The following is a 23,584-nucleotide window of genomic DNA, read 5'->3' as shown; positions in this document are numbered from 1 at the left end:
CTACCCATGATGCTGCGTCGCGATTACCGGCGATCCGTTGTTTTCGGGACGGCGGCCTTTACCGCCGTTTTCCTGTTCATGGCGCTCGCCGTTGCGGCCCTCCTGTCTTTTGATGCCGGCGCATCCGCTGCCAGCATCATGGATGCCTATACGCTGCGTATCCTTCGCTTCACGCTTTATCAGGCAACACTTTCCACCTTCTTGTCCATTGTTCTCGGCCTGCCGGTGGCGTTGGCGCTCGCGCGGCGACGCGACTTTCCGGGGCGTATATGGATCATCCGGCTGATGGCGGTGCCGATGGGTTTGCCGGTGATCGTCGGCGCCTTCGGCATCATCGCCATATGGGGCAGGCAGGGCGTTTTGAATACGGCTCTCGCTTTTGCCGGCGCGGAGCAACCCTTCAGCATTTACGGCCTTTCCGGGATTCTTGTCGCCCACGTGTTCTTCAATCTGCCGCTGTGCGTGCGGCTGATGCTGGCCGGGCTGGAACGCATTCCGGGCGAATATTGGCGCATGGCGGCAAGCCTCGGCATGGGGCCGGTTTCGACGTTTCGCTTCATCGAATGGCCGGCGATTTCGCGGCTTGTTCCCGGCATTGCCGGACTTGTCTTCATGCTGTGCGCCACCAGCTTCACGCTGGTGCTGCTGCTCGGCGGCGGCCCGGCGGCCACGACGCTGGAGGTGGCGATCTATCAGGCGCTGCGGTTCGATTTCGATCCGCAGCGGGCGATTGCGCTTTCAGTTTTACAGATTGTCCTTACCGCAATCCTGCTCGGCCTTCTTGCCTTTCTGCCATCGCCGGAAGCGGAAATCGCCTCGCTTGGGCGGCCCCTTCGCCGCTTCGATGGCAAAGGGGTTGGTGCACGTCTTTGGGATGGGGCGGCAATCAATCTTGTGGTTCTGCTGATCGGCCTGCCGCTCGTCGCGATAACCGTCTCGGGGTTGAAGGCCGACCTGCCGCGTCTGCTTATCACGCCGATCTTCCTGCGCGCGGCTTTCACCAGCCTTGCCATTGCTGCGCTCTCCGCAACTCTCGTCGTGCTCTGCTGTTTTGCGATTATCGGTGCACGTCAGGCCGTTGGTTCACGGCGGCAGGCGGTTCAGCCGTTGCGCTTTCTATCCGCCACGATCGGCGCGGGGTCTTCGCTTGTGCTGCTGGTGCCGCCTGTTGTGCTCGGAAGCGGATGGTTTCTATTGTTACGGCCCCTCGGTGATGTCAGCATTTATGCGCCGGTTCTCGTGGCGATCATCAATATGCTGATGGCGCTGCCGCTTGCCATGCGGGTGTTGGAGCCGGCCTTTAACAGCCATTTTCTGCGCACCGGCCGGCTCTCCGCCAGCCTCGGGTTGCAGGGGATGGCGCGGCTGAGATTTGCGGATCTGCCGGTTTTGTGGCGGCCGCTGGCGATGGCGTTTTCCTTCGCCATGGCCCTGTCCCTCGGCGATCTCGGGGCGGTTGCCCTTTTCGGTTCGGAAAGTTTCGTCACCTTGCCATGGCTCGTTTATAGCAATATGGGCAGCTACCGCACCAATGACGCCGCCGGATACGCGTTTATCCTCGGTGTCGTCTGCCTGCTGCTTGCCGCAGGCGGCGTTTCGCGGCAATCGCAATCGGCAGAGGCGGGGGCGGGAAGGGCGAGCATATGACTGGCGATGATTTCGCGGTTCAGCTGGACAACGTCAGGCTGCGGCTTGGAACGCAGGATTTCGATCTGGATTGCGGCTTTCCTCAGGGCCAGGTGACCGCAGTTGTCGGCGCATCCGGTTCCGGCAAGTCGACACTCCTTAATCTGGTCGCCGGTTTTGAGGCGCCGGATGCCGGTCGCGTGGTGATAGGCCGGCGGGACATGACGGCGCTCGACCCTTCCGAAAGGCCGGTGTCGTCGATCTTTCAGGACAATAATCTTTTCGCCCATCTCGATATTTTCACCAATGTCGCGCTCGGCGTCAGTCCGGGGCTGAAATTGCAGGCGGAAGATCGGAAAAGCATCGGGGTGGCGCTGGCGCGCGTTGGTCTTGCTGGTTTTGACAAGCGCCTGCCAGGCACGCTTTCCGGCGGGGAAAGACAAAGGGCGGCTCTGGCGCGTGCGCTGGTGAGGAAAAAACCGGTCATGCTGCTGGATGAGCCCTTTGCCGCGCTCGATCCGGGACTACGCGCAGGCATGACCTCCCTGCTCCTCGACTTGCATGCGGAAACAAAAAATACGGTGATTATTGTCTCACACCATCCGGACGACATAAAGAAGCTGGCGCAGCGGGTGGTTTTTCTTGATCGCGGCCGCGTTGTCTACACAGGCCCGACCGCAGATTTCTTCGCCACACAAAATGTGAAGGCGGTGGACAGTTTTCTGAACGGCTGATCGCCTTATTTTCGACGCGTGCCGCTGGCAATCGCTTTAGATGACTTCAATGGCGCTAATTTGCACTTGCCAGTTTCAAGTTGTTGCCCGAGAAAAGACGGGAATTATTGCGTTCTTCAGGAATATTCCGGACTTGATGGATCGTTTTTACCGTATCGGCATTCATGGCTCGTTGGGGCGAATCTGTTATTCTGGTCTGCAATTAACGGATGATCAGGAACGTTAGGGGCAGGCATAGAGAATGAGAAATAGCATGACTGCACAGTGGAGGCTCTTCTCCCGTTCAGGCCTTCGCCGTTCGGGCAGGATGGCTGCCGCCTGTTCCGTGCTGACGGCGTCCGCCGTGTTCCTGTCGTCATGCCAGTCTCTCTTCAGCCCGGCTTACCAGTCCACCCTGCGCCCGTCGGATAATCCGCAAACCGTGGAAGAGGTGCAGAAGAATGATCCCCGCGCCCAGATGGGTGCGCGCGAACATCCGCGCATCGTGGCGAGCTATGGCGGTGAATATCGTGACGCCAAGACGGAACGGCTTGTCGCCCGTATTGCCGGCGCTCTGACGGCCGTTTCGGAAAATCCGCAACAGTCTTACCGTATCACTATCCTCAACTCGCCGGCCATCAATGCCTTTGCGCTGCCGGGCGGATATCTTTACGTGACACGCGGGCTTCTGGCGCTTGCCAACGATGCTTCGGAAGTCGCCGCCGTGCTTTCGCATGAGATGGGCCATGTCACCGCCAATCACGGCATCGAACGCCAGCGCCGGGAAGAGGCGGAGGTGATTGCCAGCCGCGTGGTTGCCGAAGTGCTGTCGAGCGATCTCGCCGGCAAGCAGGCGCTTGCGCGCGGCAAGCTGCGGCTCGCGGCCTTTTCGCGCCAGCAGGAATTGCAGGCGGATGTCATCGGTGTGCGGATGCTGGGCGAGGCCGGTTACGACCCCTTTGCCTCGCCGCGCTTTTTGGATTCCATGGCGGCCTATGCGCGCTTCTCTTCGGCCGATCCTGAAAACGACCAGAGCCTCGACTTCCTTTCCAGCCACCCCAACACGCCGCAGCGCATCGAGCTTGCGCGCCGCCATGCCCGCGCCTTCGGCCAGGACGGTCAGGTCGGGGATCGTGGACGCGACTGGTTCCTGGATGGCATAGACGGCCTGCTTTACGGCGACAGCCCACAGGAAGGTTACGTCCGCGGGCAGACGTTCCTGCACGGAACGCTTGGCATCCGTTTTGACGTGCCGGAAGGTTTTGTCATCGATAATAAGGTGGAGGCCGTTCTGGCGACCGGACCGGGCGATATGGCCATCCGTTTTGATGGTGTTGCCGATCCGAAACAGACCACCCTTGCCAATTACCTGACCAGCGGCTGGGTTGCCGGTCTGCTGCCGGAAACCGTCAAGGAGACGCAGATCAACGGTCTGGAGGCCGCGACAGCCCGGGCAAGCGCGGATAAATGGGATTTCGACGTAACCGTCATTCGTGTTGGCCAGCAGATATTCCGGTTCCTGACGGCGGTGCCGAAGGGTAATGCGCAGCTTGATTCCATCGCCAACGTGCTGCGCACGAGTTTCCGTAAAATGACCCCGCAGGAAATCGCATCGCTGAAGCCGCTGCGCGTGCGTGTGGTGACGGTGAAGTCCGGCGAAACCGTGGCAACGATCGCGGCGCGAATGATGGGAACCGAGCGCAAGCTCGATATGTTCCGCATGATCAATGCGATGAGCGCCACCGCCACGCTTCAGCCCGGCCAGCGGGTGAAGATCATTTCGGAATGAGGTCTCAAAGAAAAACCCCGGATCACTCCGGGGTTTTGTTGTTTAAGTCATTTTGCGGCAATTATTGCCATTCGCGCACGTCGACGAAGTGACCGGCGATTGCCGCCGCCGCCGCCATTGCCGGGGAAACGAGATGGGTGCGGCTCTTGTAACCCTGACGGCCCTCGAAATTGCGGTTCGAGGTGGAGGCACAGCGTTCGCCGGGCTTCAGACGGTCGTCATTCATGGCAAGGCACATGGAGCAGCCCGGTTCACGCCATTCGAAACCGGCGTCGAGGAAAATCTTGTCCAGGCCTTCCTGTTCCGCCTGTTCCTTGACCAGACCGGAGCCGGGCACGATCATGGCCGAGACGGTGGGGGCTACCTTGCGGCCATCGACGATTTTCGCCGCCGCACGCAAATCCTCGATGCGGCCATTGGTGCAGGAGCCGATGAAGACGCGATCAACGGCGATATCAGTGATGCGGGTACCGGGTTGCAGGCCCATATACTCCAGCGCGCGCCACTTGGACGTGCGCTTGTTTTCTTCCTCGATATCATCAGGATTGGGAACGACGCCTTCGACCGAAGTCACGTCTTCCGGTGATGAGCCCCAGGAGACGATGGGCGGCAGATTGGCGGCGTCCAGCACCACGACCTTGTCATAATGGGCGCCTTCGTCGGATTTCAGCGTCTTCCAGTAGGCAATGGCCTGTTCCAGCGTTTCGCCCTTCGGCGCGCGCGGCTTGTCCTTGATGTAGTCGAAGGTGGTCTCGTCCGGTGCGACCAGACCGGCGCGGGCACCGCCCTCGATAGTCATGTTGCAAACCGTCATGCGGCCTTCCATAGAAAGCGATCGGATCGCCTCGCCGGCAAATTCGATCACGTGGCCGGTGCCTCCGGCCGTGCCGATCTCACCGATGATCGCGAGGATGATATCCTTGGCGGTCACGCCCTCCGGAACCTTGCCATCGACACGCACCAGCATGTTCTTGGCCTTTTTCTGGATCAGTGTCTGAGTGGCCAGAACATGTTCCACTTCCGATGTGCCGATACCATGCGCCAGCGCGCCAAAAGCGCCGTGGGTGGAGGTGTGGCTGTCGCCGCAGACGATCGTCATGCCCGGCAGGGTAAAACCCTGTTCCGGCCCGACGATGTGGACGATGCCCTGGCGCTTGTCGCGTTCGGAATAATATTCGACACCGAAATCCTTGGCGTTCTGCGCAAGCGCTTCCACCTGAATGCGGCTTTCCTCATTCTTGATGCCTTCCAGCCGGTCAGCGGTGGTCGGGACATTGTGATCGACCACGGCGAGCGTGCGGGCCGGCGAATGCACCGGGCGGCCGGCGATGCGCAGGCCTTCGAAGGCCTGCGGACTCGTCACCTCATGGACCAGGTGACGGTCGATATAGAGAAGACAGGTTCCGTCCGGGTCACGATTGACGACGTGGTCGTCCCAGATTTTATCATACAAAGTGCGGGGTGCGCTCATGGCTCTATGCCTTGTCATGGAAAAGGGTAATCAGGGTTCAGTAAGGCGATGGACAGCAGGTGCTGTCAGGCGAGCCTAAGTCGGCTGGTGAGCGCCCCGGAAACGCGCGCAAAGAAACGTGCCGGCAGACGCTTGTGGTCCTGCAGCACATAAACATTCTGAGCGAGACATCCGAATTTAGATCCCATGGCAACTTTCATAGCAGATCGGCAGTTTTACGGCAATATGAATGCTTACTGGCCGTCAGGGTGTCGTTCATATGCGCTGCGTCAACAGTAAATGCCGGTCTCATAACGCGTTCCAATGGTTATGATGCAGTGCAACTTGCGTATTTTGCGCTGCACATATAGATGGGTTCCCTTATCATTTGCATTCGACGAGAAATCGAAGGGAGGAAAGCATATGGTATCCGAAAAAGCCCTCATCTCGAAGATCACCTGGCGGCTGATGCCGTTTCTTGGCCTTCTCTACCTCATCGCCTATATCGACCGCCAGAATGTCAGCTATGCCAAGCTGCAGATGGTCGATGCGCTGAGCCTCAGCGAATATGCCTACGGGCTTGGCGCCTCGCTGTTCTTCATCGGTTACTTCATCTTCGAAGTGCCGAGCAATCTGTTCCTCAACCGTTTCGGCGCCAGCAAATGGTTCGCCCGCATTCTGGTTTCCTGGGGTGCGGTCACCATCGCGCTTGCCTATACGCAGAACGCCACGATGTTCTACATCCTGCGCTTCCTGCTCGGGCTCTGCGAGGCTGGTTTCTTCCCCGGTGTGCTGTTCCTGATGACGCTGTGGTTCCCGCGTGATTATCGCGGCCGCATGATTGGCCTGTTCATGATTTTCAGCGCGCTTGCCAATGCGATTGGTGCGCCGCTTGGCGGCATGCTGCTCGATCTGGATGGTTTCCTCGGTTACGCCGGCTGGGAATGGGTGTTCCTGGCAACCGGTATTCCTGCCGTCATCGCCGGTATCGCCACCTTCTTTTATCTGGATGATACGCCGGAAAAGGCGAAGTTCCTGACGCAGGATGAAAAGGACTGGCTGAAGAACCGGCTGGCTGAAGAAAACAAGGGCATGGAAGAGCATGCGGAGGATGGCTTCAAGGCGCTGATCAATCCGCGCGTGCTGTTCATGGCGCTTTGCTATGTTGGTTTTCCGCTGGCCGCCTATGGTCTCAGCTACTGGCTGCCGACGATCGTGAAGAGCTTCGGCGTTTCCAACACCGCCAATGGTTTCATCAACATCATCCCGTGGGTGATCGTGGCTATTGCCCTGTTCGTTGTGCCTAACGCTGCCGACAAGGCGAAGAACAAGACGCCCTACATCGTCGGCCCGGCTTTCGTTGGCGCGTTCTGCCTGCTGATGTCGGCGCTGCTGAGCGATCCGGTCCTGCAGTTCAGCTTCCTCTGCATCGCCGCTGCGGGTATCTTTGCCGGCCAGCCGGTGTTCTGGAGCCTGCCCGGCCGCTTCCTCAAGGGTGCAGGTGCGGCCGCGGGCATTGCCGCCATCAATTCCGTCGGTAATCTCGGTGGCTTCGTGGCGCAGAATGTGGTGCCGTGGATCAAGGATCAGACCGGCAGCACGATTGCGCCGATGTTCTTCCTCGCCTTCTGCCTGGCGCTTGCGGGTGTGCTGGTCATCATCGCCGCGCGTAAAATGGGTGATCAGGCCAAGACGGCATGATTTCCTTTGTCAATACGACAGCCGGTTCTGCCGGCTGTCGCGTTCACTCATCCGCGTTTTGAGCGCATCGCCTTTTCGATCCGCCGCAGCATCAGCGACAGGCCGATGGTCAGGATCAGGTAGATGTAGGCGACGATCGAATAGGTCTCGAAAAACCGGAAAGAACCCGCGGCATAAACTTTTCCCATTTGCGTAATATCGGTGACGCCCAGCACCGAGACGAGCGAGCTGTCTTTCACCATCGAAACAAAATCGTTCGAAAGCGGCGGAAAGATCGTCCGGATCGCCTGTGGCAGGATAATCAGCCTGAAACGCCGGTAACGGCTGAAGCCAAGGGCCTTTGCCGCCTCGATCTGCCCTTCCGGGACGGCCTGTATGCCGGCGCGAAAAATCTCCGCAATGAAGGCGGCATAACCGATCGTCAGTGCGATGATCGCCCGCCAGGTCAGCGACACATCCCGCACCATCAACGGCTCCAACCAGCCATTGGTGACGAGCGGAAAGGTCAGCCAATTGTAGAGTGCTACCAGCCCCGGTGTGCCCACGAAGGCGATGTAAAACAGCAGGACGATGATCGGGATGCCGCGAACGACCTCGATGTAAAATCGCGCCACCTGCCGCAGCACGATATTGTCGGCCATGCCGACCAGCGCGAGAGCGAGGCCTAACAGTGCCGCCAGCGTGAAAGCGGCAAGCGTGACGGAGACCGTGATGCCGATACCCTTGGCGACGGTGCTGAAAACCTGAGCGTAAATGCCATTCACTGCGATCACCACCGCAAGGGCGATGCCGATCAAAATGATCGTGACCAGCCACCACGGAAAATCCTCGCTCTTGCCGTTTGGCCCAGTCCGTCGCGGGGGAGTGTCGTGGAGCGTCATTCGCCGAGCTTGTAGTCGAGGAACCACTTCTTATCCAGCGCGGCAAAGGTGCCGTCTGCCTTCAGGGCTGCAATCGCGGCATTGACAGGGGCGACGAGATCCGAGCCCTTCTTGAAGATGAAGCCAAAATCGTCTCCGCCCAATGGCCCGCCAACCAGCTTCAAGGTGCCGTTCGAAGCATCGACATAACCCTTACCCGCGACGCCATCGGTCAAGACCAGATCGACATCGCCGGTCTTCAACGCCTGAACGCTGGCGCCGAAGGTTTCCATCAGCCGCAGGCGCGGATTCTGTTCGTTGCCATCAAGAACATCGTAAACGGCGGTGTAGAAGGGTGTCGTGCCGGCTTGTGCACCGACAAGGCCTTTTTCGAAGGCGGTGAAACTCTTCGCATCGGTGAAGCGGGCCTCGTCGGCTCGCACCAGCATGAACATTTCCGATCGCATATAGGGGGTGGAAAAATCCACTTTTTGCCTGCGGTCGTCCTTGATGCTGATGCCGGTCATGCCGATGTCGTATTGCCCGGCGGAAACCGCCTGTATCATCGCATCCCAGGAGATGTTCTGGTATTCGAGCTTGAAATTCAGCCGCCTGGCGATTTCCTTCATCGCGTCATATTCCCAGCCGATGGCCTCGCCGGATTTCGGATCGATGAACTGCAACGGCGGATAGGCGTTTTCCGTGACGACGACGACGGTGCGTCCCTTCAGATCCGGCAGATCGGCGGCGCTGGCGAGCGTGGGCGCCATGGCCAAGGCGGCAAAGGCGGCGAGAAGCGGACGTCTGGCGATCATGGGAGCCTCCGGAAACGATTTTTTTTGAAAATGCACGCTTGCCGGGGCAAGGGCAAGTCACGTCGGCACAACAAAAAAGGCGGCCCGAAGGCCGCCTTTCCCGTAAATCCATTGAAATGGAAATCTTATTCCGCTGTGGCTTCTGCAGCCTTTGCTGCTTCTTCCGCTGCCTTGGCTTCTGCGGCTTCGGCTGCTGCCTTCTCGGCGGCGAGAGCCTGCGCTGCTGCTACCTTTTCGGCTTCCAGACGTGCCTTTTCTTCGGCTGCTGCCTGGCGCTCGGATTCGTTCAGCTTGCGGGCGCGCGTACCGGTGTTTTCAACGATACGGGCAGCCTTGCCGCGACGGTCGCGCAGGTAGTAGAGCTTCGCGCGGCGAACCTTACCGCGGCGAACGATTTCAACGCCTTCAACCAGCGGGGAGTAGATCGGGAATACGCGCTCGACGCCTTCGCCGTAGGAGATCTTGCGAACGGTGAAGCTTTCGGAAAGACCACCGCCGGAACGGGCGATGCAAACGCCTTCGTAAGCCTGAACGCGGGTACGGTTACCTTCCGTCACGCGAACGTTGACGCGCAGCGTGTCGCCCGGAGAAAAGTCCGGCAGGGTACGCTTTGCTTCGATCTTGGCAGCCTGTTCGGCTTCCAGCTGCTGAATGATATTGGTCATATTAACCTCTGATTTCTTCTGAAACAGCCAGAGCGCTCAACGTTCGTCTGTCGGTCAATGCCTTCAGACCATGCCTTGCGGCAGGAGCGGGTTCGCCATTCTTTGCTTGCGGTTAAAGGGGCAAACCCCAATTCCAAGCGCGCACATATACTAGCATGCGCCGTTTGTCATCCCTTTCATGACAAAATTTTATCAATTATGCGTTGCCTCGCAGCAGTTGCGAAGGGGCGTCTTGCCGGATATGGCATGAGAACCTTGGGAGGGGCCATGTCAGTTTTCATCGTTCTCATGCTGTTTGCTACCGGCTTTCTGTCTGGTGTCGTCAATGCGATTGCCGGTGGCGGCACTTTCCTGACCTTTGGGGCGATGACGCTTGCCGGCCTGCCGCCCATCGTTGCCAATGCAACGTCGGCAATCGTGCAGTTTCCGGGCTACATTACCTCCGTGATCGCCTATGGGCCGGAAATTCGTGCGCACTGGCGTGAGGCGATCCTGCTGTCGGCGGTGTCCGTCGTCGGTGGGCTCGGGGGGGCTTTGCTGCTGCTATCGCTTGACAATCCATCCTTCCGCCAACTGGTGCCATGGCTGCTTCTGGCGGCTACTGCCGTTTTCGCTGCTGGCCCGTGGCTGCGCCCCAAGACGAGTGCCGAGCGTTCGCCCGGCAATCTGCCAAGCCTCGCCTTTCAGGGGCTTGCATCCATTTATGGTGGTTTCTTCGGTGCCGGCATGGGCATCATGATGCTCGCCATCCTCGGAATAACCTCGGGCGGTAGCTATCATCACCTGAACGCGTTGAAGAACCTGCTGTCGGTGGTGATCGCAGTTATTGCAATCGCGATCTTCGTCAGCGGCGGCGTCGTGTCCTGGTGGGCTGCGCTCATCATGTTTCCGGCGGCAGCGCTTGGCGGTTATGTCGGCGTTCACACCGCAAGACGGGTGCCGCAATGGATCATCCGCTGGCTGGTGATTGCGGTGGGTCTGATATTGACGGCCTATTATTTCGTTTCGGCCTGAGCTTTTTTGAGAAGGTCTGGCCGTCTTTCCTTGGTCAGTGCCAGAGCCTGTTCGTGTCGCCACCTGTCGATGACGGCATGATTGCCTGATGTGAGGACAGCGGGAATGTCGCGGCCTTCCCAGACCTGCGGGCGGGTATAATGCGGATGTTCCAGCAGCCCGCCCTCGAAGCTTTCATGCACGCCGGAAAGATCGTTGCCCATGACACCAGGCAGTATGCGGACGACGGCGTCCAGCAGCGTCAGGGCCGCCGGCTCGCCGCCAGAGAGGATGTAATCGCCGATAGACACCTCCTCCAGCCCACGCGCGTCGATCACCCGTTGGTCGACGCCTTCGAAGCGACCGCAGACGATGATCGCGCCTTCACCCGCCGCCAGTTCGCGCACGCGGTTCTGCGATAGCGGTTTGCCACGCGGGCTCATCAGCAGGCGCGGTCGCGTGTCGCCATCCGAAACTTGGTCGATGGCTGCTGCCAGCACATCGGGTTTCAGCACCATGCCGGCGCCGCCGCCTGCCGGTGTGTCATCCACGCTTCTGTGTCTGTCAGTGGCAAATTCGCGGATCTGCACGGCATCCAGCGACCATTGCCCCCGCTCCAGCGCCTTGCCTGCCAGAGAATATCCGAGATGTCCCGGAAACATTTCCGGGTAGAGCGTCAGAACGGTAGCCTTGAAGGTCATGGATTTATGTCTTGCCGAACGGCGATACGCCGGTTTCGTCCTTGTCGTCGGGATTATCGATCAGGCCGGCGGCCATCGGGTCGATGAGAATGCGGCCGGCTTCCAGGTCGATTTCCAGCACGGCCGCTTCCGAAAAGGGAATGAGGGCAGGGCGACGGCCCGCACCTTTCAACTCCAGCAGGTCACCTGCGCCGAAATCGTAAACGGCGCTGACGGCGCCATAACTTTTGCCTTCAGCATCGACGGCTTCCAGCCCTTCGAGATCGGCATAATAAAACTCGTCATCGTCAAGTTCGTCGTCAGGCAGATTGTCACGGTCGACGAACAGTTCCAAACCGTTCAGGCTCTCCGCCGCATTGCGGTCGTTGATACCCCTGAAACGGACAACGACGACATTCTTGCCTTCGCGGACTTCCAGGATTTCGAAGATGCGGCCATCGGCGGTAACCAGATTGCCATAGTCGCCGAGCGCCATCGGGTCGGCTGTATAGGTGCTGACACGGACTTCGCCACGCAGGCCCTGCGCGCCGCCGATCTTTGCCATGAGTACCGGGTTTTCCAGCTTTGCCATCGGGCCGTCCGTCTTCTGGTGTTGGTTGCGTCAGCTTTAAGGTTTGTTGACGCCAAAATAAACAAAAAACGGGCGGCATGGAAAACCACGCCACCCGTTTTTTTAAAAGTTACCGTGCAGATTATTCTGCAGCAGAGGCTTCCGCAGCAGCAGCGGCTGCATCTTCAGCCTTCTGCTTCTTTTCAGCAACGCGTTCCAGAGCGCGCTTGCCCGGCTTTGCCTTTTCCGGGTTGCTGCGAGCGGCGCGCTCGGCAAGACCGGCTTCGGCGAGGAAGCGCAGAACGCGGTCGGTCGGCTGTGCGCCCTTGGCGATCCATTCCTTGATGAGGTCAGCCTTCAGCTCGATGCGCTGCGGGTTGTCCTTGGCGAGCATCGGGTTCCAGGAACCGACCTTCTCGAGGAAACGGCCGTCGCGGGGCGAACGGGCGTCTGCAACGACGATCTGGTAATACGGGCGCTTCTTGGAACCACCGCGTGCGAGACGAATTTTAAGTGCCATGTTGTTTACTCCTTAAGATGGCTTGTCCGCCGTTCAGGCGGTCTTTTCGTTACCGCCATGTTCGGCGGCGATTGCTTCATGATGCCGGATGACTTCCTTGATGATGAAGTTCAAGAACTTCTCGGCGAAATCCGGATCCAGATTGGCGTCCTTGGCCAGATGGCGAAGGCGTTCGATCTGGTATTCCTCGCGCGCCGGGTCTGCCGGCGGCAAATTGTACTTTGCCTTCAGCACGCCCACCGCCTTGGTACAGCGGAAACGTTCGGCAAGAATGTGGACCAGTGCGGCATCGATATTGTCGATCGACTGGCGGTATTCGGAAAGCTGGGCTTTCACTTCTGTGTTGTTCACTGGCGTCCCCTCACTTCTTTTTCGGGAAGCCGGGCAGGCCCGGCATACCGCCAAGACCCGGCAGCTTGGCGCCACCAAGACCAGGCAATCCACCCGGCAGGCTGCCAAGACCGGGCATTGCGCCCGGCTTGCCGAGACCGGCTGCTTCAGCCTGCTTCTGGAGCGCTTCGAGCTGCTTCGGATCGATATTCGACAGATCAGGCATACCGCCGCCCATGCCGCCGAGCCCCATCTTGCCCGCCAGGCCGCCCATCATCTGCTTCATGATGCCGCCTTTGCCCTTGCCGCCCATGGCTTTCATCATGTCGGCCATGCCGCGGTGCATTTTCAAAAGCTTGTTGATTTCGGCGGCATCCGTGCCGGAACCGGCGGCGATGCGCTTCTTGCGGCTGTGCTTCAGAATATCGGGATTGGCGCGTTCGGCCTTGGTCATGGAAGAGATGATGGCGATCTGGCGGTCGAACATCTTGTCGTTCATGCCGGCCGAAGCCATCTTGTCCTTCATGCCGGCCATGCCGGGCATCAGCCCCATGATGCCGCCCATGCCGCCCATCTTCTTCATCTGGCCAAGCTGGTCGGCGAGATCGTTGAGGTCGAACTTGCCCTTGGCCATCTTTTCGGCCATGGCGCGGGCTTTTTCCGCATCGATGTTTTCGGCGGCCTTTTCGACCAGCGAGACGATGTCGCCCATGCCGAGAATACGGTCGGCGATACGGCGCGGATGGAACTCGTCGAGTTCATTCATGCGCTCGCCGATACCGATCAGCTTGATCGGCTTGCCGGTGACGGCACGCATGGAGAGGGCCGCACCACCGCGTCCGTCGCCGTCCATACGGGTCAGCACGAGACCGGTGATGCCAACGCGCTCATCGAAGTTGCGCGCCAGATTGACGGCGTCCTGACCGGTCAGCGAATCCGCGACCAGCAGGATTTCATGTGGGTTGGACTTCTTCTTGATGTCGGCCATTTCCAGCATCAAGGGTTCGTCGATATGGGTACGGCCGGCGGTATCGAGGATGACGACGTCATGGCCGCCGAGCTTGGCCGCCTGCACGGCGCGCGCGGCGATATCGGTCGGCGACTGGCCGGCGATGACCGGCAGCGTATCGACACCGGTCTGGACGCCCAGCTGGCGAAGCTGTTCCTGTGCGGCCGGACGGCGCGTGTCGAGAGATGCCATCAGCACCTTCTTCTTCTCGCGGTCGGTCAGGCGCTTGGCGATCTTGCCTGTCGTGGTGGTTTTACCAGAACCCTGCAGACCGACCATCATGATGACGACGGGGGCGGCCGCATGCAGGTCGATCGAGACGCCTTCGGTGCCGAGCATCTCGACAAGTTCGTCATGCACGATCTTGACGACCATCTGGCCGGGCTTGATGGACTTCAGGACGGCGGCACCAACGGCCTTTTCACGCACCCTGTCGGTGAAGGAGCGCACGACTTCCAGCGCCACGTCCGCTTCCAGAAGCGCGCGGCGAACCTCGCGCAGGGCGGCGGCAACATCGGCTTCCGTCAGCGCGCCACGGCCGGTCAGTCCATTCAGAATGGAACCAAGGCGGTCCTGGAGGTTTTCAAACATCGTTTCTTCCTTCTTCGTTCCGGGGTTTCCGAAACGTCGGTGCTTTCGCTGGCAAAAACAAGACGCAAAGCCAAAAAGCACCCGAGGGCGCATCGCGCTGTCGGGTGTTGACCTCCGGGATCTCTTTATACCTCTGCGGGTCCCGGTCGGCGGCTTGGAGTCGTGAAACTGCCAGCTGATTGGCGGGGATAAACAGGAAAGCGCTGGAAAAGTCAAGGCGTTGCCGGTTTTCAGCCGTGCGGCCTTGCATTTCATCTTTGTGTGATCGGCTGCAAACCGCGATTGGCGCGGCTTGAACGGCACCATTCCGCTCCCTATACCTTTAGCATGAACCGTCGAAATTTCTTTCGTTTTTCAACCCTTGGATTGCTCGCTGTGGCGGGCGGGGCGCTGTTTGCCCGCCGTTCGAACGCCAGCGCCTATTATAGCGGGCCGATCTCCGATCATTTCGACGGGGTGCGCTTCTTTAATCCCGGCGGCTCGCCGCCCGGCAATTTCATGGGCCTGTTGAAATGGCGCTTCAATGGTGAGCGCGCTACGTGGCCGGAAAATTATCCGAGCCCTTTTCCTTTCGCAAAGCCGGAAAGCCGGGTTGATGGCAAGAATATCCGTGTCACCTTCGTCGGCCATGCCTCCTTTCTGATCCAGACAGCAGGGTTGAATATTCTCGTCGATCCGGTGTGGTCGCAACGTACCAGCCCGTTCAGCTTCGCCGGTCCCAAACGGGTCAATCCGCCCGGCATCCGTTTCGAGGATCTGCCGCCCATCGATCTGGTTCTGCTGACGCACAATCATTACGACCATCTGGATATGGAAACGCTGAAGCGGCTGCATGTGGCGCACAAGCCGCTTTTCATCACGCCGCTCGGCAATGACGCCATCATCCGCACCGGCGTGGAGGCGGCGCGTATCAAGGTGGGCGACTGGGGCGATGTCGTGGAGGCGGGGTCGGTCAAAATTCATTTCGAACCGTGCCACCACTGGTCAGCCCGCGGGCTCAACGACCGCAGCATGGCATTGTGGGCTGCCTTCGTCATCGAGGGGCCGGGTGGGAAAATCTACCACATCGGCGATACCGGCTTTCATGAAGGCCTCAATTATCATGCTGCGCGCAAGAAACATGGCGAATTCCGCCTCGCCAACCTGCCTTTTGGTGCTTATGAGCCGCGCTGGTTCATGAAAGGCCAGCACCAGAACCCGGCGGAAGCCGTTGAGGGCATGAAGCTTTGCGGTGCCGCGCATGTCTGCGGCCATCATTGGGGTACGGTGCAACTCACCGACGAGGCTGTCGATGCGCCACTTGCGGCGCTGAAAACGGCGCTTGTGGAACAGGGTGTGGAGGAAAGCCGTTTCCGGCCCATGCGCCCCGGTGAGGTTTTCGACGTACCCTCCGCCTGAGCGCTGTCCGGTTTGCGCCGCAACAGTCTGGTAATTTGCCGGTCTTTCCGCCATATAGGGCGAAAGCGCGGGTAAATCCCGTATGAAATCCGGTTTCAGATAGTTTTCAGGTTCAAGGCGATGGCGGATACGGTCGAATTTGCGAAGATGAACGGGCTTGGCAACAAGATCCTCGTTGTCGACATGCGCGGCCGCAAGGATATGGTCACGCCTGCGGCAGCAATCGCGCTCAATGCCGATCCCGCAACCCAGTTCGACCAGATCATGGCAATCCATGATCCGCGTGTCGGCGGCACGGATGCCTTCATTGATATTCTCAATTGCGACGGCACGAAGGCCCAGGCCTGCGGCAATGGAACGCGCTGTGTGGTACAGGCTCTGTCTTCCGAAACCGGCAAGACCAGCTTTACCTTCCAGACGGTGGCGGGCATTCTGAACGCCGTCGAGCATGAAGACGGCATGATATCAGTCGATATGGGCCTGCCGCGTTTCCGCTGGAGCGATATTCCGCTTTCGGAAGAGTTCCACGATACCAGCCGCATCGAATTGCAGATCGGGCCGATCGACGCGCCGATCCTGCATTCGCCGGCCGTCATGTCGATGGGTAATCCGCACGCGATTTTCTGGGTGGATCGTGACCCGATGAGTTTCGATCTTGAGCGGTTCGGGCCGCTGCTCGAAAACCACCCAATGTTTCCGGAAAAGGCCAATATCACGCTAGCGCAGGTGATGTCCGACAGTGCGCTTCGCACCCGCACCTGGGAGCGCGGCGCCGGGCTGACGCTCGCCTGTGGTTCCGCCGCCTGCGCTGCCGCCGTTTCCGCCGCCCGCACCGGCCGCACGGGCAGAAAGGTCACCATCGATGTCGCCTCCAGCCCCGTGCGCGTGCCGCTCGTCATCGATTGGCGCGAGGACAATCACGTCATCATGACCGGGCCGGCCGAATGGGAATGGTCCGGCACCGTCGATCCCGTTACCGGCGCGTGGTCGCGTGATGCGGTGGAGCGGGGGGGCGTATGAGCGGCGTCGAGGTCATAACCTTCGGCTGTCGTCTCAACACCTATGAATCGGAAGTGATGCGGGCGGAGGCCGAAAAGGCCGGGCTGAACAATGCCGTATTGGTCAATACCTGTGCCGTTACAGGTGAAGCGGTACGTCAGGCGCGTCAGGCCATCCGCCGGGTGCGGCGGGACAATCCGCATGCGCGTATCATCGTTACCGGTTGTGCTGCCCAGACGGAAAAACAGACCTTTGCCGAAATGCCCGAGGTGGATGCGGTGCTGGGCAATGAGGAAAAGCTGAAAAGCTCCTCCTATCGGGCGCTGCCGGATTTTGGCGTTTCGGCGGAAGAAAAGCTGCGCGTCAACGATATCATGAGCATCAAGGCGACCGCGCCGCAGATGGTCAAGCATATTGACGGGCACGTGCGCGCCTTCATTCAGGTGCAGAATGGCTGCGATCATCGCTGCACCTTCTGCATTATTCCCTATGGACGCGGCAATTCCCGCTCCGTGCCGATGGGTGCGGTGGTGGATCAGGCGCGCAGGCTGACGGAAAGCGGCTATTGCGAGATCGTGCTGACCGGAGTGGATGCGACCAGCTATGGGGCTGATCTGCCGGGCGAGCCTTCTCTCGGCTACCTCGCCAAGACATTGCTGAAGCAGGTGCCGGACATTCTGCGCCTGCGCCTTTCCTCCATCGACAGTATCGAGGCCGATCATCATCTGATGGATCTGATTGCCGATGAGCCGCGTTTCATGCCGCATCTGCATCTCTCCCTTCAACATGGCGATGACATGATCCTGAAACGCATGAAACGCCGCCATTCACGGGCTGATGCCATCCGCTTCTGTCAGGACGTGCGGTCGCTGAGGCCTGACATCGCCTTCGGCGCGGATATGATCGCCGGGTTCCCGACCGAGACGGAAGAAATGTTTGAAAACGCCGCCACGCTTGCGGAAGAATGCGGTATTTCCAGCCTGCATGTATTTCCTTACAGCCCGCGTGCCGGCACGCCGGCGGCCCGCATGCCGCAGCTCGACCGGGCGCTGGTGAAGGACCGGGCGGCGAGGCTTCGCGAACGCGGTGAAGCGCTTAAGGTGGCGCAGTTGCAGAATATGGTCGGTTCGGTGCAGACGATCCTGGTGGAAAACACCGGTTTTGCCCATACCGATAATTTCACGCTGGTGGCGGCGCCTGATCTTGCCCCGCGCACTCTTGCGCAGGTTGCGATTACCAGCCACAACGGCAAACATCTGAATATGAAGCTTCTGGCGGCGAACGCTGCCTGAGGCGGCTCAAGAGAAAAGACACGGGAACGACCATGGCCCTCGGCTTCATCAAAAAAGTCTTTTCGTTCGGCAAGGACAAGGCCGAAACGAATGAGCGGCCACAAGAGGATGCTGCACTTGTGCGCGGCAATGAAAATGCCTCTTTCGAAGCGGCGTTGAGCGAGGCCGAAGCGCATATACCTGTCGACGAGGATCCGGTTTCCGAACTGGAGATGGAGACGGCGGGCGGGCCTGTTCCGGACGAGGCAGCGGATGCCACGCCTTCGGAAGAAGAAGACGATGAGGACGCGCCGCTTCTGCCCGGGGCCGAGCTTTCCGGGGATATGGGGCTGGTGCCGCTGTCGCTGCTGCAGGCGGAGGCCGCCGCCGAAGAGCAGGCCGAGCCTTTACCGGAAGCTGTCGATGCCGTGCTCGATGCTGACGCGATGGATGCATTGCTCGATGAGGCGGAGTCGGTAGATGCCGTCGACCCCCCTGTAGTGCCACAGGCTTTGCCAAAGGGCTTTTCATCGGCAAGCGAGCGTGAAGAGCCTGTCGCCGAAGCACCGCAACCGAAGCTCAGCTGGTTTCAGCGCCTGCGGGCCGGGCTTGCCCGCACCTCGTCGCAGCTGACCACGCAGATTTCGGCGCTGTTTACCAAGCGCAAGCTGGACGAGGACACGCTTGACGAGCTGGAAGACCTTCTCATCCAGTCGGATCTGGGCGTCGAGACCGCCATGCGCATCACCGGCGCTTTGTCTTCCGAACGTTACGGCAAGGATGTGAGCGGTGAGGATGTGGCGCGTATCATGGCCGGTGAGATCACCAAGGTCCTGAAGCCGGTCGCCAAACCTTTGGAACTCGATCTTTCGCACAAGCCGCATGTCATTCTCGTCGTGGGCGTCAACGGCACCGGCAAGACGACGACCATCGGCAAGTTGGCTGCCAAACTCTCAGGCTCGGGCCTTAAAGTGATGCTCGCAGCTGGCGACACGTTCCGCGCAGCGGCGATAGAGCAGCTGAAAATCTGGGCGGATCGCACCGGCTCGCAATTTATCGGCACGAAGCTCGGGGCAGATGCCTCCGGTCTGGCCTACGATGCCTATGAGCAGGCGCGGGCGGAAAAAAGCGATGTGCTCATCATCGATACGGCCGGCCGTCTGCAGAACAAGACGGAGCTGATGGCTGAACTGGAAAAGATTGTCCGTGTGCTTGGCAAGCTCGATCCGGATGCGCCGCACACCGTGCTGCAGACGCTGGATGCGACGACCGGCCAGAACGCCTTGAACCAGGTGGAGATATTCCGCAATGTTGCGGGTGTTTCGGGCCTGATTATGACAAAATTGGATGGCACGGCGCGGGGCGGTATCCTCGTCGCCATTGCTGCCAAACACAAGCTGCCGGTTTATTTCATCGGTGTGGGTGAAGGCGTTGATGATCTGGAGCCCTTCGAGGCGGAAGATTTCGCCAAGGCCATTGCGGGAGTTTGAGTATGGATATTGAAAGCAATTCCAAGGAAAGCGAAAAGATGGTGGCGGAAATCAGCCCGCTCCTGAAATTCGTGCTTGAGCTTGGCCCGCTCATGGTTTTCTTTTTCGCCAATTCCCGCGGCGAATGGCTGGCCTCGACTTTTCCGGTTTTGACGGAATTCGGTGGGCCGATCTTCATCGCCACCGGCCTGTTCATGATCGCGACCGCCGCCGCTTTGACCGTGTCCTGGATTCTGACGCGGAAGTTGCCGATCATGCCGCTGATATCAGGCATCGTCGTCTTTGTGTTCGGCGCGCTGACGTTGTGGTTGCAGAACGATACCTTCATCAAGATGAAGCCGACCATCGTCAACACGCTGTTCGGCGTCATCCTGCTGGGCGGTCTGTTCTTTGGCCAGTCGCTGCTCGGTTATGTCTTCAATTCGGCCTTCAAGCTGACGGATGAAGGTTGGCGCAAACTGACGCTGCGCTGGGGCGTGTTTTTCCTGTTTCTGGCGGTGTTGAACGAGGTCGTCTGGCGCATGTTCACCACCGACACCTGGGTTGCCTTCAAGGTGTGGGGCACGATGCCGATCACCATCATCTTCACCATGGCGCAAATGCCGCTCGTCATGCGCCATTCTGTCGAGCCTCTCGGCAAGGACGAAAAATGACAATTGCGGAAATGTCGGCTTCCCGTTCGCGTTCGCTTAGATGGTTCGGCGTGGCCGCCGGGCTGCTTCTGCTGCAGATCGTCATTCTCTATGCCATGGGCCGTATTCCCATCTGCGAATGCGGTTACGTGAAGCTGTTCGAGCCGGGTGTGAACACGCCGGGCAATTCCCAGCATCTGGCCGACTGGTATACGCCCTCGCATATCATTCACGGCTTTCTGTTTTATTGGTTCGCCTGGCTGCTGTTCCGCAACAAACCGTTTTCCATGCGGCTTTCCTTCGCGGTTCTGATCGAGGCGGCGTGGGAACTTCTCGAAAATTCACCCATCATCATCGATCGTTATCGCACAGCGACCATGGCGCTGGGTTACACCGGCGACAGCATTCTGAACTCGGCGATGGACACGGTTTTCATGGCGCTGGGTTTCCTTTTTGCCGCCCGCGTGCCGGTGTGGCTGACGGTAATAATCGCCATCTTCTTCGAAATCTTCACGGGGTGGCTAATCCGCGATAATCTGACGCTGAACGTGGTCATGCTGGTCTGGCCGCTCGATGCGATCAAGGAATGGCAGAACGCACTCCCGCAAATGTGAACGAGCCCACGGGCGATATATGCAAGTTTTCTTAATGGCATTGCGGTAATGTCCGGTGCTTAAAGGCTTGTCTCTCGTTCCGGCAGAACACATTGCAAGATAATTTCGCCTATCTTCTCCCCTTCATCATGCTGACATTCGGCGTAGTGTTCCTGTTCCTGCAAAGGATCGGTCATGTTTCGGCGCGGTATTGGGGTGTCGGCTATCTTGCCGCGGCTTTTGGTTTTGCTGCCCCCCTGGTGCTCGGCGGTCTGCCCTTCGAAGTGCAGGCGATTATCTCGAACCTGCTGTTCTTTTCCGCCTTTTTTCTCTACGGCCATGCGCTGCTTACCCATTTCGGGCGGCCGCTCCATACGATGGCACGGCTGTCGCTCGTGCTTGCAGCCGTTGTCCTGGTTTCATTTCACGTTTTCATCACGCCGGATCTGAAGCGCGAGCTCGTCATCGGCGATCTCGTCTGCGCCCTGCTGCTCGCTTTTCCGGTCTGGCTTGTGCGGAAGCGGCCGGTGACCCTCGCGGATCGGCTGATGGTGGCGATTGCTTCTCTGGTGGTGCTGGAAACGCTGGTGCGTATCGGCATGTTGCTGGTGATGACGCCGAACGGCTCGATGATCGAGCTCAGCGAATTTTTCGAGTCGGACTATGCCTTCTACATGCAGCTTGCCGCGAGCATATTCGGCTTCCTGCTCGCGCTTTCCGTGCTCGCAAGCCAGATTTCCGTCACCGTCGACCGGCACCTGCATGCCGCGGAACACGACCCGTTGACGGATGTGCTGAACCGGCGCGGCTTTGACCGACGTGTTCCCGATTTTCGCAACGACACGCCTGATGGGGCGGTCATTGCCTGCGATATAGACCATTTCAAGCGCATCAACGACGTTTACGGCCATGCTGCCGGAGATATCGTTCTCATTGGCCTTTCCGATCTTCTCAGGCGGAACGCGCCTGAAGGCGCGCTGGTGGCGCGTTTCGGCGGCGAGGAATTCGTGGTCTTCCTGCCCGGCCAGACGGCCACGGCTGCCGGCCAGCTTGCCAATGGCATGCGCTCTAACCTCTCGTCCCTCGATTGGCGCAACCGGGGTGTGGCCAGTCAGATCACCGCAAGCTTCGGTGTTTCGGCCGTCGCAAGGGGAGATCATTCCATCCATGATGCCATCAAGCGGGCAGATGACAGCCTTTATGCCGCAAAGCGCGGCGGTCGTGACCAGGTCGTGCTGGAAGGTATACGCATTCCGGCCGAAGGCCCGTCGCTCCGGGTTATTTCGAAGAATTGAGCTTTCCTGCTCGGGGGCTATCTGCCGGCTGCGGCCGTGATGGCTGGCAGCAGGTCGCGCTCGACGCTGCGGGCATCGAAGGGGCCAACCTTTTTATAAAGGATCGTGCCGTCGGCGCCGACAAGGTAACTTTCGGGGATGCCATAGACACCCCAGTCGATTGCGGCCTTGCCGTTCGGATCGACGCCTATTGCGGCAAAGGGATTGCCAAGTTCGCCAAGGAAGCGGAGCGCATTGTCCTGCTTATCCTTGTAATTGATGCCGACGACGGTGATGCGGCTGTCTTTCGCCAGTTCCTGCAATAGCGGATGCTCCTGCCGGCAGGGAATGCACCAGGAGGCAAAGACGTTGACCAGCGTCAGCTTGCCCTTGATGGCGGCATCGGTGAGCGCCGGCAGGTTCGAGCCTTCCAGCGGCGGCAGCGACAGGGACGGCGCCTTGGTGCCGATGAGTGCGGAGGGAATGGCGCTGATATCCAGCCCGTTCACGTCCTGATCATAAAGCATCTTGCCGGCGACGAGGGCAAAACCGCCGAAAAGCAGAAGCGGCAGCAGCGCCAGCCCATAACGCGCGCGGCCGGTCGTCTTGGTTTTGGAGCCCTGATCCTGGCTGGCCTGCGTCATTGCGCGTCTCCTGCGGAACCGGCTCTCGCCCTTCGGCGCACACCGGATGCCTCCAGTTGCTTCAGTTCCCGTTTGCGTGCCTGACCGTCCACGACAACCCAGGCGATGAGACAGAGAACGACAAGCCCGGTCGCTGCGTAGGACATGCCGATATAAAAGGCGTGCGTCATATGCCTCAGCCCTCCCGGTTGGCCATGCGGGCGGCAAGCCGCCGTTGTGCGGCCACGCGCCGGCGCCAGATTTCGTTGCGCATGGCGGCGATGTGTAATGTGAAGAACAGCAGCGTGAAGCCGATCGCCATGGTCAGAAGCGGCCAGAGAAATTCCGCGTCGATGGCGGAACCACCCATGCGGATAACGCTTGCCGGCTGGTGCAGCGTGTTCCACCATTCGACCGAGAACTTGATAATCGGAATATTCACGAAACCGACGAGGATCAGCACGGCGCTGACGCGGGCGGCTCTGGATGGATCGTCCATGGCGCGGTTGAGCGCAATGAGGCCGAGATACATCAGGAAAAGCACGAATACGGAGGTCAGTCGTGCATCCCACACCCACCAGGTTCCCCACATGGGTTTGCCCCAGAGCGAGCCGGTAATGAGGGCAATCAGCGTGAATGCGGCACCGATGGGGGCGGCGGCCTTGTGGCTGACATCCGCCAGCGGATGACGCCAAACGAGGGTGCCGATGGCTGAAACCGCCATGATCGAATAACACATCATCGCAAGCCAGGCGGATGGCACGTGCACATACATGATGCGCACGGTGTAACCCTGCTGGTAATCACCGTCGGTGGTGAAGGAGAGATAAAGACCAGCGGCCAGCACCATCGCCGTGAGTGCAGCGAGCCAGGGCAGAATGCGTGCGGCCAGCGCCAGAAACCGTGTGGGATTGGCGAGATCACTGAATTTGGTGATGGTGAAGGTCTGCTCGTTCATGCCGCTTGTGTAACCCGAGAATGGCCGCCCCGC

General features: G+C 59.6%; 24 protein-coding genes. 12 read left to right on the top strand and 12 right to left on the bottom strand.

Translation table 11 applies throughout. The features are described 5' to 3' along the window. Positions 1 to 6: 6 nt before the first annotated feature. The 3 genes from thiP to CFBP6623_RS13005 all read left to right on the top strand — a co-directional run bounded on the left by thiP (position 7) and on the right by CFBP6623_RS13005 (position 4,128). Positions 7 to 1,647: a thiamine/thiamine pyrophosphate ABC transporter permease ThiP gene (gene thiP, locus CFBP6623_RS13020; RefSeq protein ID WP_046799601.1), complete on the top strand. Its 1,641-nt coding sequence runs from the start codon at positions 7 to 9 to the stop codon at positions 1,645 to 1,647. Beyond that, the gene (locus CFBP6623_RS13015; RefSeq protein WP_046799600.1) at positions 1,644 to 2,360 is read left to right on the top strand and encodes an ATP-binding cassette domain-containing protein; all 717 of its coding nucleotides are present in this window, start codon (positions 1,644 to 1,646) and stop codon (positions 2,358 to 2,360) included. Before thiP ends, CFBP6623_RS13015 begins: the two co-directional genes overlap by 4 nt. 307 nt (positions 2,361 to 2,667) lie before the next feature. After that, entirely contained in the window at positions 2,668 to 4,128 is a 1,461-nt protein-coding gene (locus CFBP6623_RS13005; protein WP_046799599.1) for a M48 family metalloprotease, read from the top strand. A gap of 61 nt (positions 4,129 to 4,189) precedes the next feature. On the opposite strand, the gene leuC is transcribed toward CFBP6623_RS13005, so the two are convergent. Next, entirely contained in the window at positions 4,190 to 5,599 is a 1,410-nt protein-coding gene (gene leuC / locus CFBP6623_RS13000; protein WP_046799598.1) for a 3-isopropylmalate dehydratase large subunit, read from the bottom strand. Between the two features lie 402 nt (positions 5,600 to 6,001). Here leuC and CFBP6623_RS12990 point away from each other — a divergent pair, with 402 nt between their 5' ends. Beyond that, a complete protein-coding gene (locus tag CFBP6623_RS12990) occupies positions 6,002 to 7,279 on the top strand; it encodes an MFS transporter (RefSeq protein WP_046799597.1) in 1,278 nt (425 codons plus the stop codon). 47 nt (positions 7,280 to 7,326) lie between these two features. Here the strand turns inward: CFBP6623_RS12990 and CFBP6623_RS12985 are convergent, their stop codons facing one another. The 3 genes from CFBP6623_RS12985 to rplS form a co-directional block, all read right to left on the bottom strand. Continuing rightward, positions 7,327 to 8,160, bottom strand: coding sequence for an amino acid ABC transporter permease (locus CFBP6623_RS12985; protein WP_046799596.1), 834 nt, complete (start codon positions 8,158 to 8,160; stop codon positions 7,327 to 7,329). Further along, positions 8,157 to 8,954, bottom strand: coding sequence for a transporter substrate-binding domain-containing protein (locus tag CFBP6623_RS12980; RefSeq protein WP_046799595.1), 798 nt, complete (start codon positions 8,952 to 8,954; stop codon positions 8,157 to 8,159). Before CFBP6623_RS12980 ends, CFBP6623_RS12985 begins: the two co-directional genes overlap by 4 nt. 125 nt (positions 8,955 to 9,079) lie before the next feature. Beyond that, on the bottom strand, positions 9,080 to 9,619 hold the full coding sequence (gene rplS, locus CFBP6623_RS12975; RefSeq protein ID WP_046799594.1) for a 50S ribosomal protein L19: 540 nt from the start codon (positions 9,617 to 9,619) through the stop codon (positions 9,080 to 9,082). Positions 9,620 to 9,886: 267 nt separating this feature from the next. Here rplS and CFBP6623_RS12970 point away from each other — a divergent pair, with 267 nt between their 5' ends. Further along, positions 9,887 to 10,633, top strand: a complete 747-nt coding sequence (locus CFBP6623_RS12970) for a sulfite exporter TauE/SafE family protein (protein WP_046799593.1) — start codon at positions 9,887 to 9,889, stop codon at positions 10,631 to 10,633. Here the strand turns inward: CFBP6623_RS12970 and trmD are convergent. From trmD to ffh, 5 genes are all read right to left on the bottom strand, one after another. Further along, the gene (gene trmD, locus CFBP6623_RS12965) at positions 10,615 to 11,313 is read right to left on the bottom strand and encodes a tRNA (guanosine(37)-N1)-methyltransferase TrmD (protein WP_046799592.1); all 699 of its coding nucleotides are present in this window, start codon (positions 11,311 to 11,313) and stop codon (positions 10,615 to 10,617) included. The genes CFBP6623_RS12970 and trmD overlap by 19 nt on opposite strands. Positions 11,314 to 11,317: 4 nt before the next feature. Continuing rightward, positions 11,318 to 11,884: a ribosome maturation factor RimM gene (gene rimM / locus CFBP6623_RS12960; protein ID WP_046799591.1), complete on the bottom strand. Its 567-nt coding sequence runs from the start codon at positions 11,882 to 11,884 to the stop codon at positions 11,318 to 11,320. Between the two features lie 121 nt (positions 11,885 to 12,005). After that, the gene (rpsP, locus tag CFBP6623_RS12955) at positions 12,006 to 12,383 is read right to left on the bottom strand and encodes a 30S ribosomal protein S16 (protein WP_003505093.1); all 378 of its coding nucleotides are present in this window, start codon (positions 12,381 to 12,383) and stop codon (positions 12,006 to 12,008) included. Positions 12,384 to 12,416: 33 nt separating this feature from the next. Continuing rightward, positions 12,417 to 12,734 carry a chorismate mutase gene (locus CFBP6623_RS12950; RefSeq protein ID WP_046799590.1) on the bottom strand — a complete coding sequence of 106 codons (318 nt, stop codon included), beginning with the start codon at positions 12,732 to 12,734 and terminating at the stop codon, positions 12,417 to 12,419. 10 nt (positions 12,735 to 12,744) lie between these two features. Continuing rightward, a complete protein-coding gene (ffh, locus tag CFBP6623_RS12945) occupies positions 12,745 to 14,313 on the bottom strand; it encodes a signal recognition particle protein (protein ID WP_046799589.1) in 1,569 nt (522 codons plus the stop codon). Positions 14,314 to 14,640: 327 nt separating this feature from the next. Between ffh and CFBP6623_RS12935 the strand changes: the two genes are divergently transcribed. The 7 genes from CFBP6623_RS12935 (at position 14,641) to CFBP6623_RS12905 (ending at position 21,991) form a co-directional block, all read left to right on the top strand. Further along, positions 14,641 to 15,711 carry an MBL fold metallo-hydrolase gene (locus tag CFBP6623_RS12935; protein WP_080842473.1) on the top strand — a complete coding sequence of 357 codons (1,071 nt, stop codon included), beginning with the start codon at positions 14,641 to 14,643 and terminating at the stop codon, positions 15,709 to 15,711. Between the two features lie 120 nt (positions 15,712 to 15,831). Next, positions 15,832 to 16,731 carry a diaminopimelate epimerase gene (gene dapF / locus CFBP6623_RS12930; RefSeq protein WP_046799587.1) on the top strand — a complete coding sequence of 300 codons (900 nt, stop codon included), beginning with the start codon at positions 15,832 to 15,834 and terminating at the stop codon, positions 16,729 to 16,731. Further along, positions 16,728 to 18,002, top strand: coding sequence for a tRNA (N(6)-L-threonylcarbamoyladenosine(37)-C(2))-methylthiotransferase MtaB (gene mtaB, locus CFBP6623_RS12925; protein ID WP_046799586.1), 1,275 nt, complete (start codon positions 16,728 to 16,730; stop codon positions 18,000 to 18,002). Before dapF ends, mtaB begins: the two co-directional genes overlap by 4 nt. 32 nt (positions 18,003 to 18,034) lie before the next feature. Beyond that, the gene (gene ftsY, locus CFBP6623_RS12920) at positions 18,035 to 19,471 is read left to right on the top strand and encodes a signal recognition particle-docking protein FtsY (protein WP_046799585.1); all 1,437 of its coding nucleotides are present in this window, start codon (positions 18,035 to 18,037) and stop codon (positions 19,469 to 19,471) included. A 2-nt stretch (positions 19,472 to 19,473) separates the two neighbouring features. Then, positions 19,474 to 20,124, top strand: a complete 651-nt coding sequence (locus CFBP6623_RS12915) for a septation protein A (RefSeq protein WP_046799584.1) — start codon at positions 19,474 to 19,476, stop codon at positions 20,122 to 20,124. Further along, positions 20,121 to 20,717, top strand: coding sequence for a DUF2585 domain-containing protein (locus CFBP6623_RS12910; RefSeq protein ID WP_046799583.1), 597 nt, complete (start codon positions 20,121 to 20,123; stop codon positions 20,715 to 20,717). The genes CFBP6623_RS12915 and CFBP6623_RS12910 overlap by 4 nt, the downstream gene beginning before the upstream one ends. 92 nt (positions 20,718 to 20,809) lie before the next feature. Further along, a complete protein-coding gene (locus CFBP6623_RS12905) occupies positions 20,810 to 21,991 on the top strand; it encodes a GGDEF domain-containing protein (RefSeq protein ID WP_046799582.1) in 1,182 nt (393 codons plus the stop codon). Between the two features lie 17 nt (positions 21,992 to 22,008). Here CFBP6623_RS12905 and CFBP6623_RS12900 read toward each other — a convergent pair whose 3' ends face one another. The 3 genes from CFBP6623_RS12900 to CFBP6623_RS12890 are packed head-to-tail and all read right to left on the bottom strand — an operon-like array spanning position 22,009 to position 23,551. Beyond that, on the bottom strand, positions 22,009 to 22,614 hold the full coding sequence (locus CFBP6623_RS12900; RefSeq protein ID WP_046799581.1) for a DsbE family thiol:disulfide interchange protein: 606 nt from the start codon (positions 22,612 to 22,614) through the stop codon (positions 22,009 to 22,011). Further along, entirely contained in the window at positions 22,611 to 22,784 is a 174-nt protein-coding gene (gene ccmD, locus CFBP6623_RS12895) for a heme exporter protein CcmD (RefSeq protein ID WP_046799580.1), read from the bottom strand. Before ccmD ends, CFBP6623_RS12900 begins: the two co-directional genes overlap by 4 nt. Before the next feature lie 5 nt (positions 22,785 to 22,789). Continuing rightward, a complete protein-coding gene (locus CFBP6623_RS12890) occupies positions 22,790 to 23,551 on the bottom strand; it encodes a heme ABC transporter permease (RefSeq protein WP_046799579.1) in 762 nt (253 codons plus the stop codon). Positions 23,552 to 23,584: the final 33 nt, after the last annotated feature.

This window comes from Agrobacterium tumefaciens (assembly GCF_005221385.1).
GTDB lineage: Bacteria > Pseudomonadota > Alphaproteobacteria > Rhizobiales > Rhizobiaceae > Agrobacterium > Agrobacterium tomkonis.
This window is presented reverse-complemented; position numbering and strand designations above follow the sequence as displayed.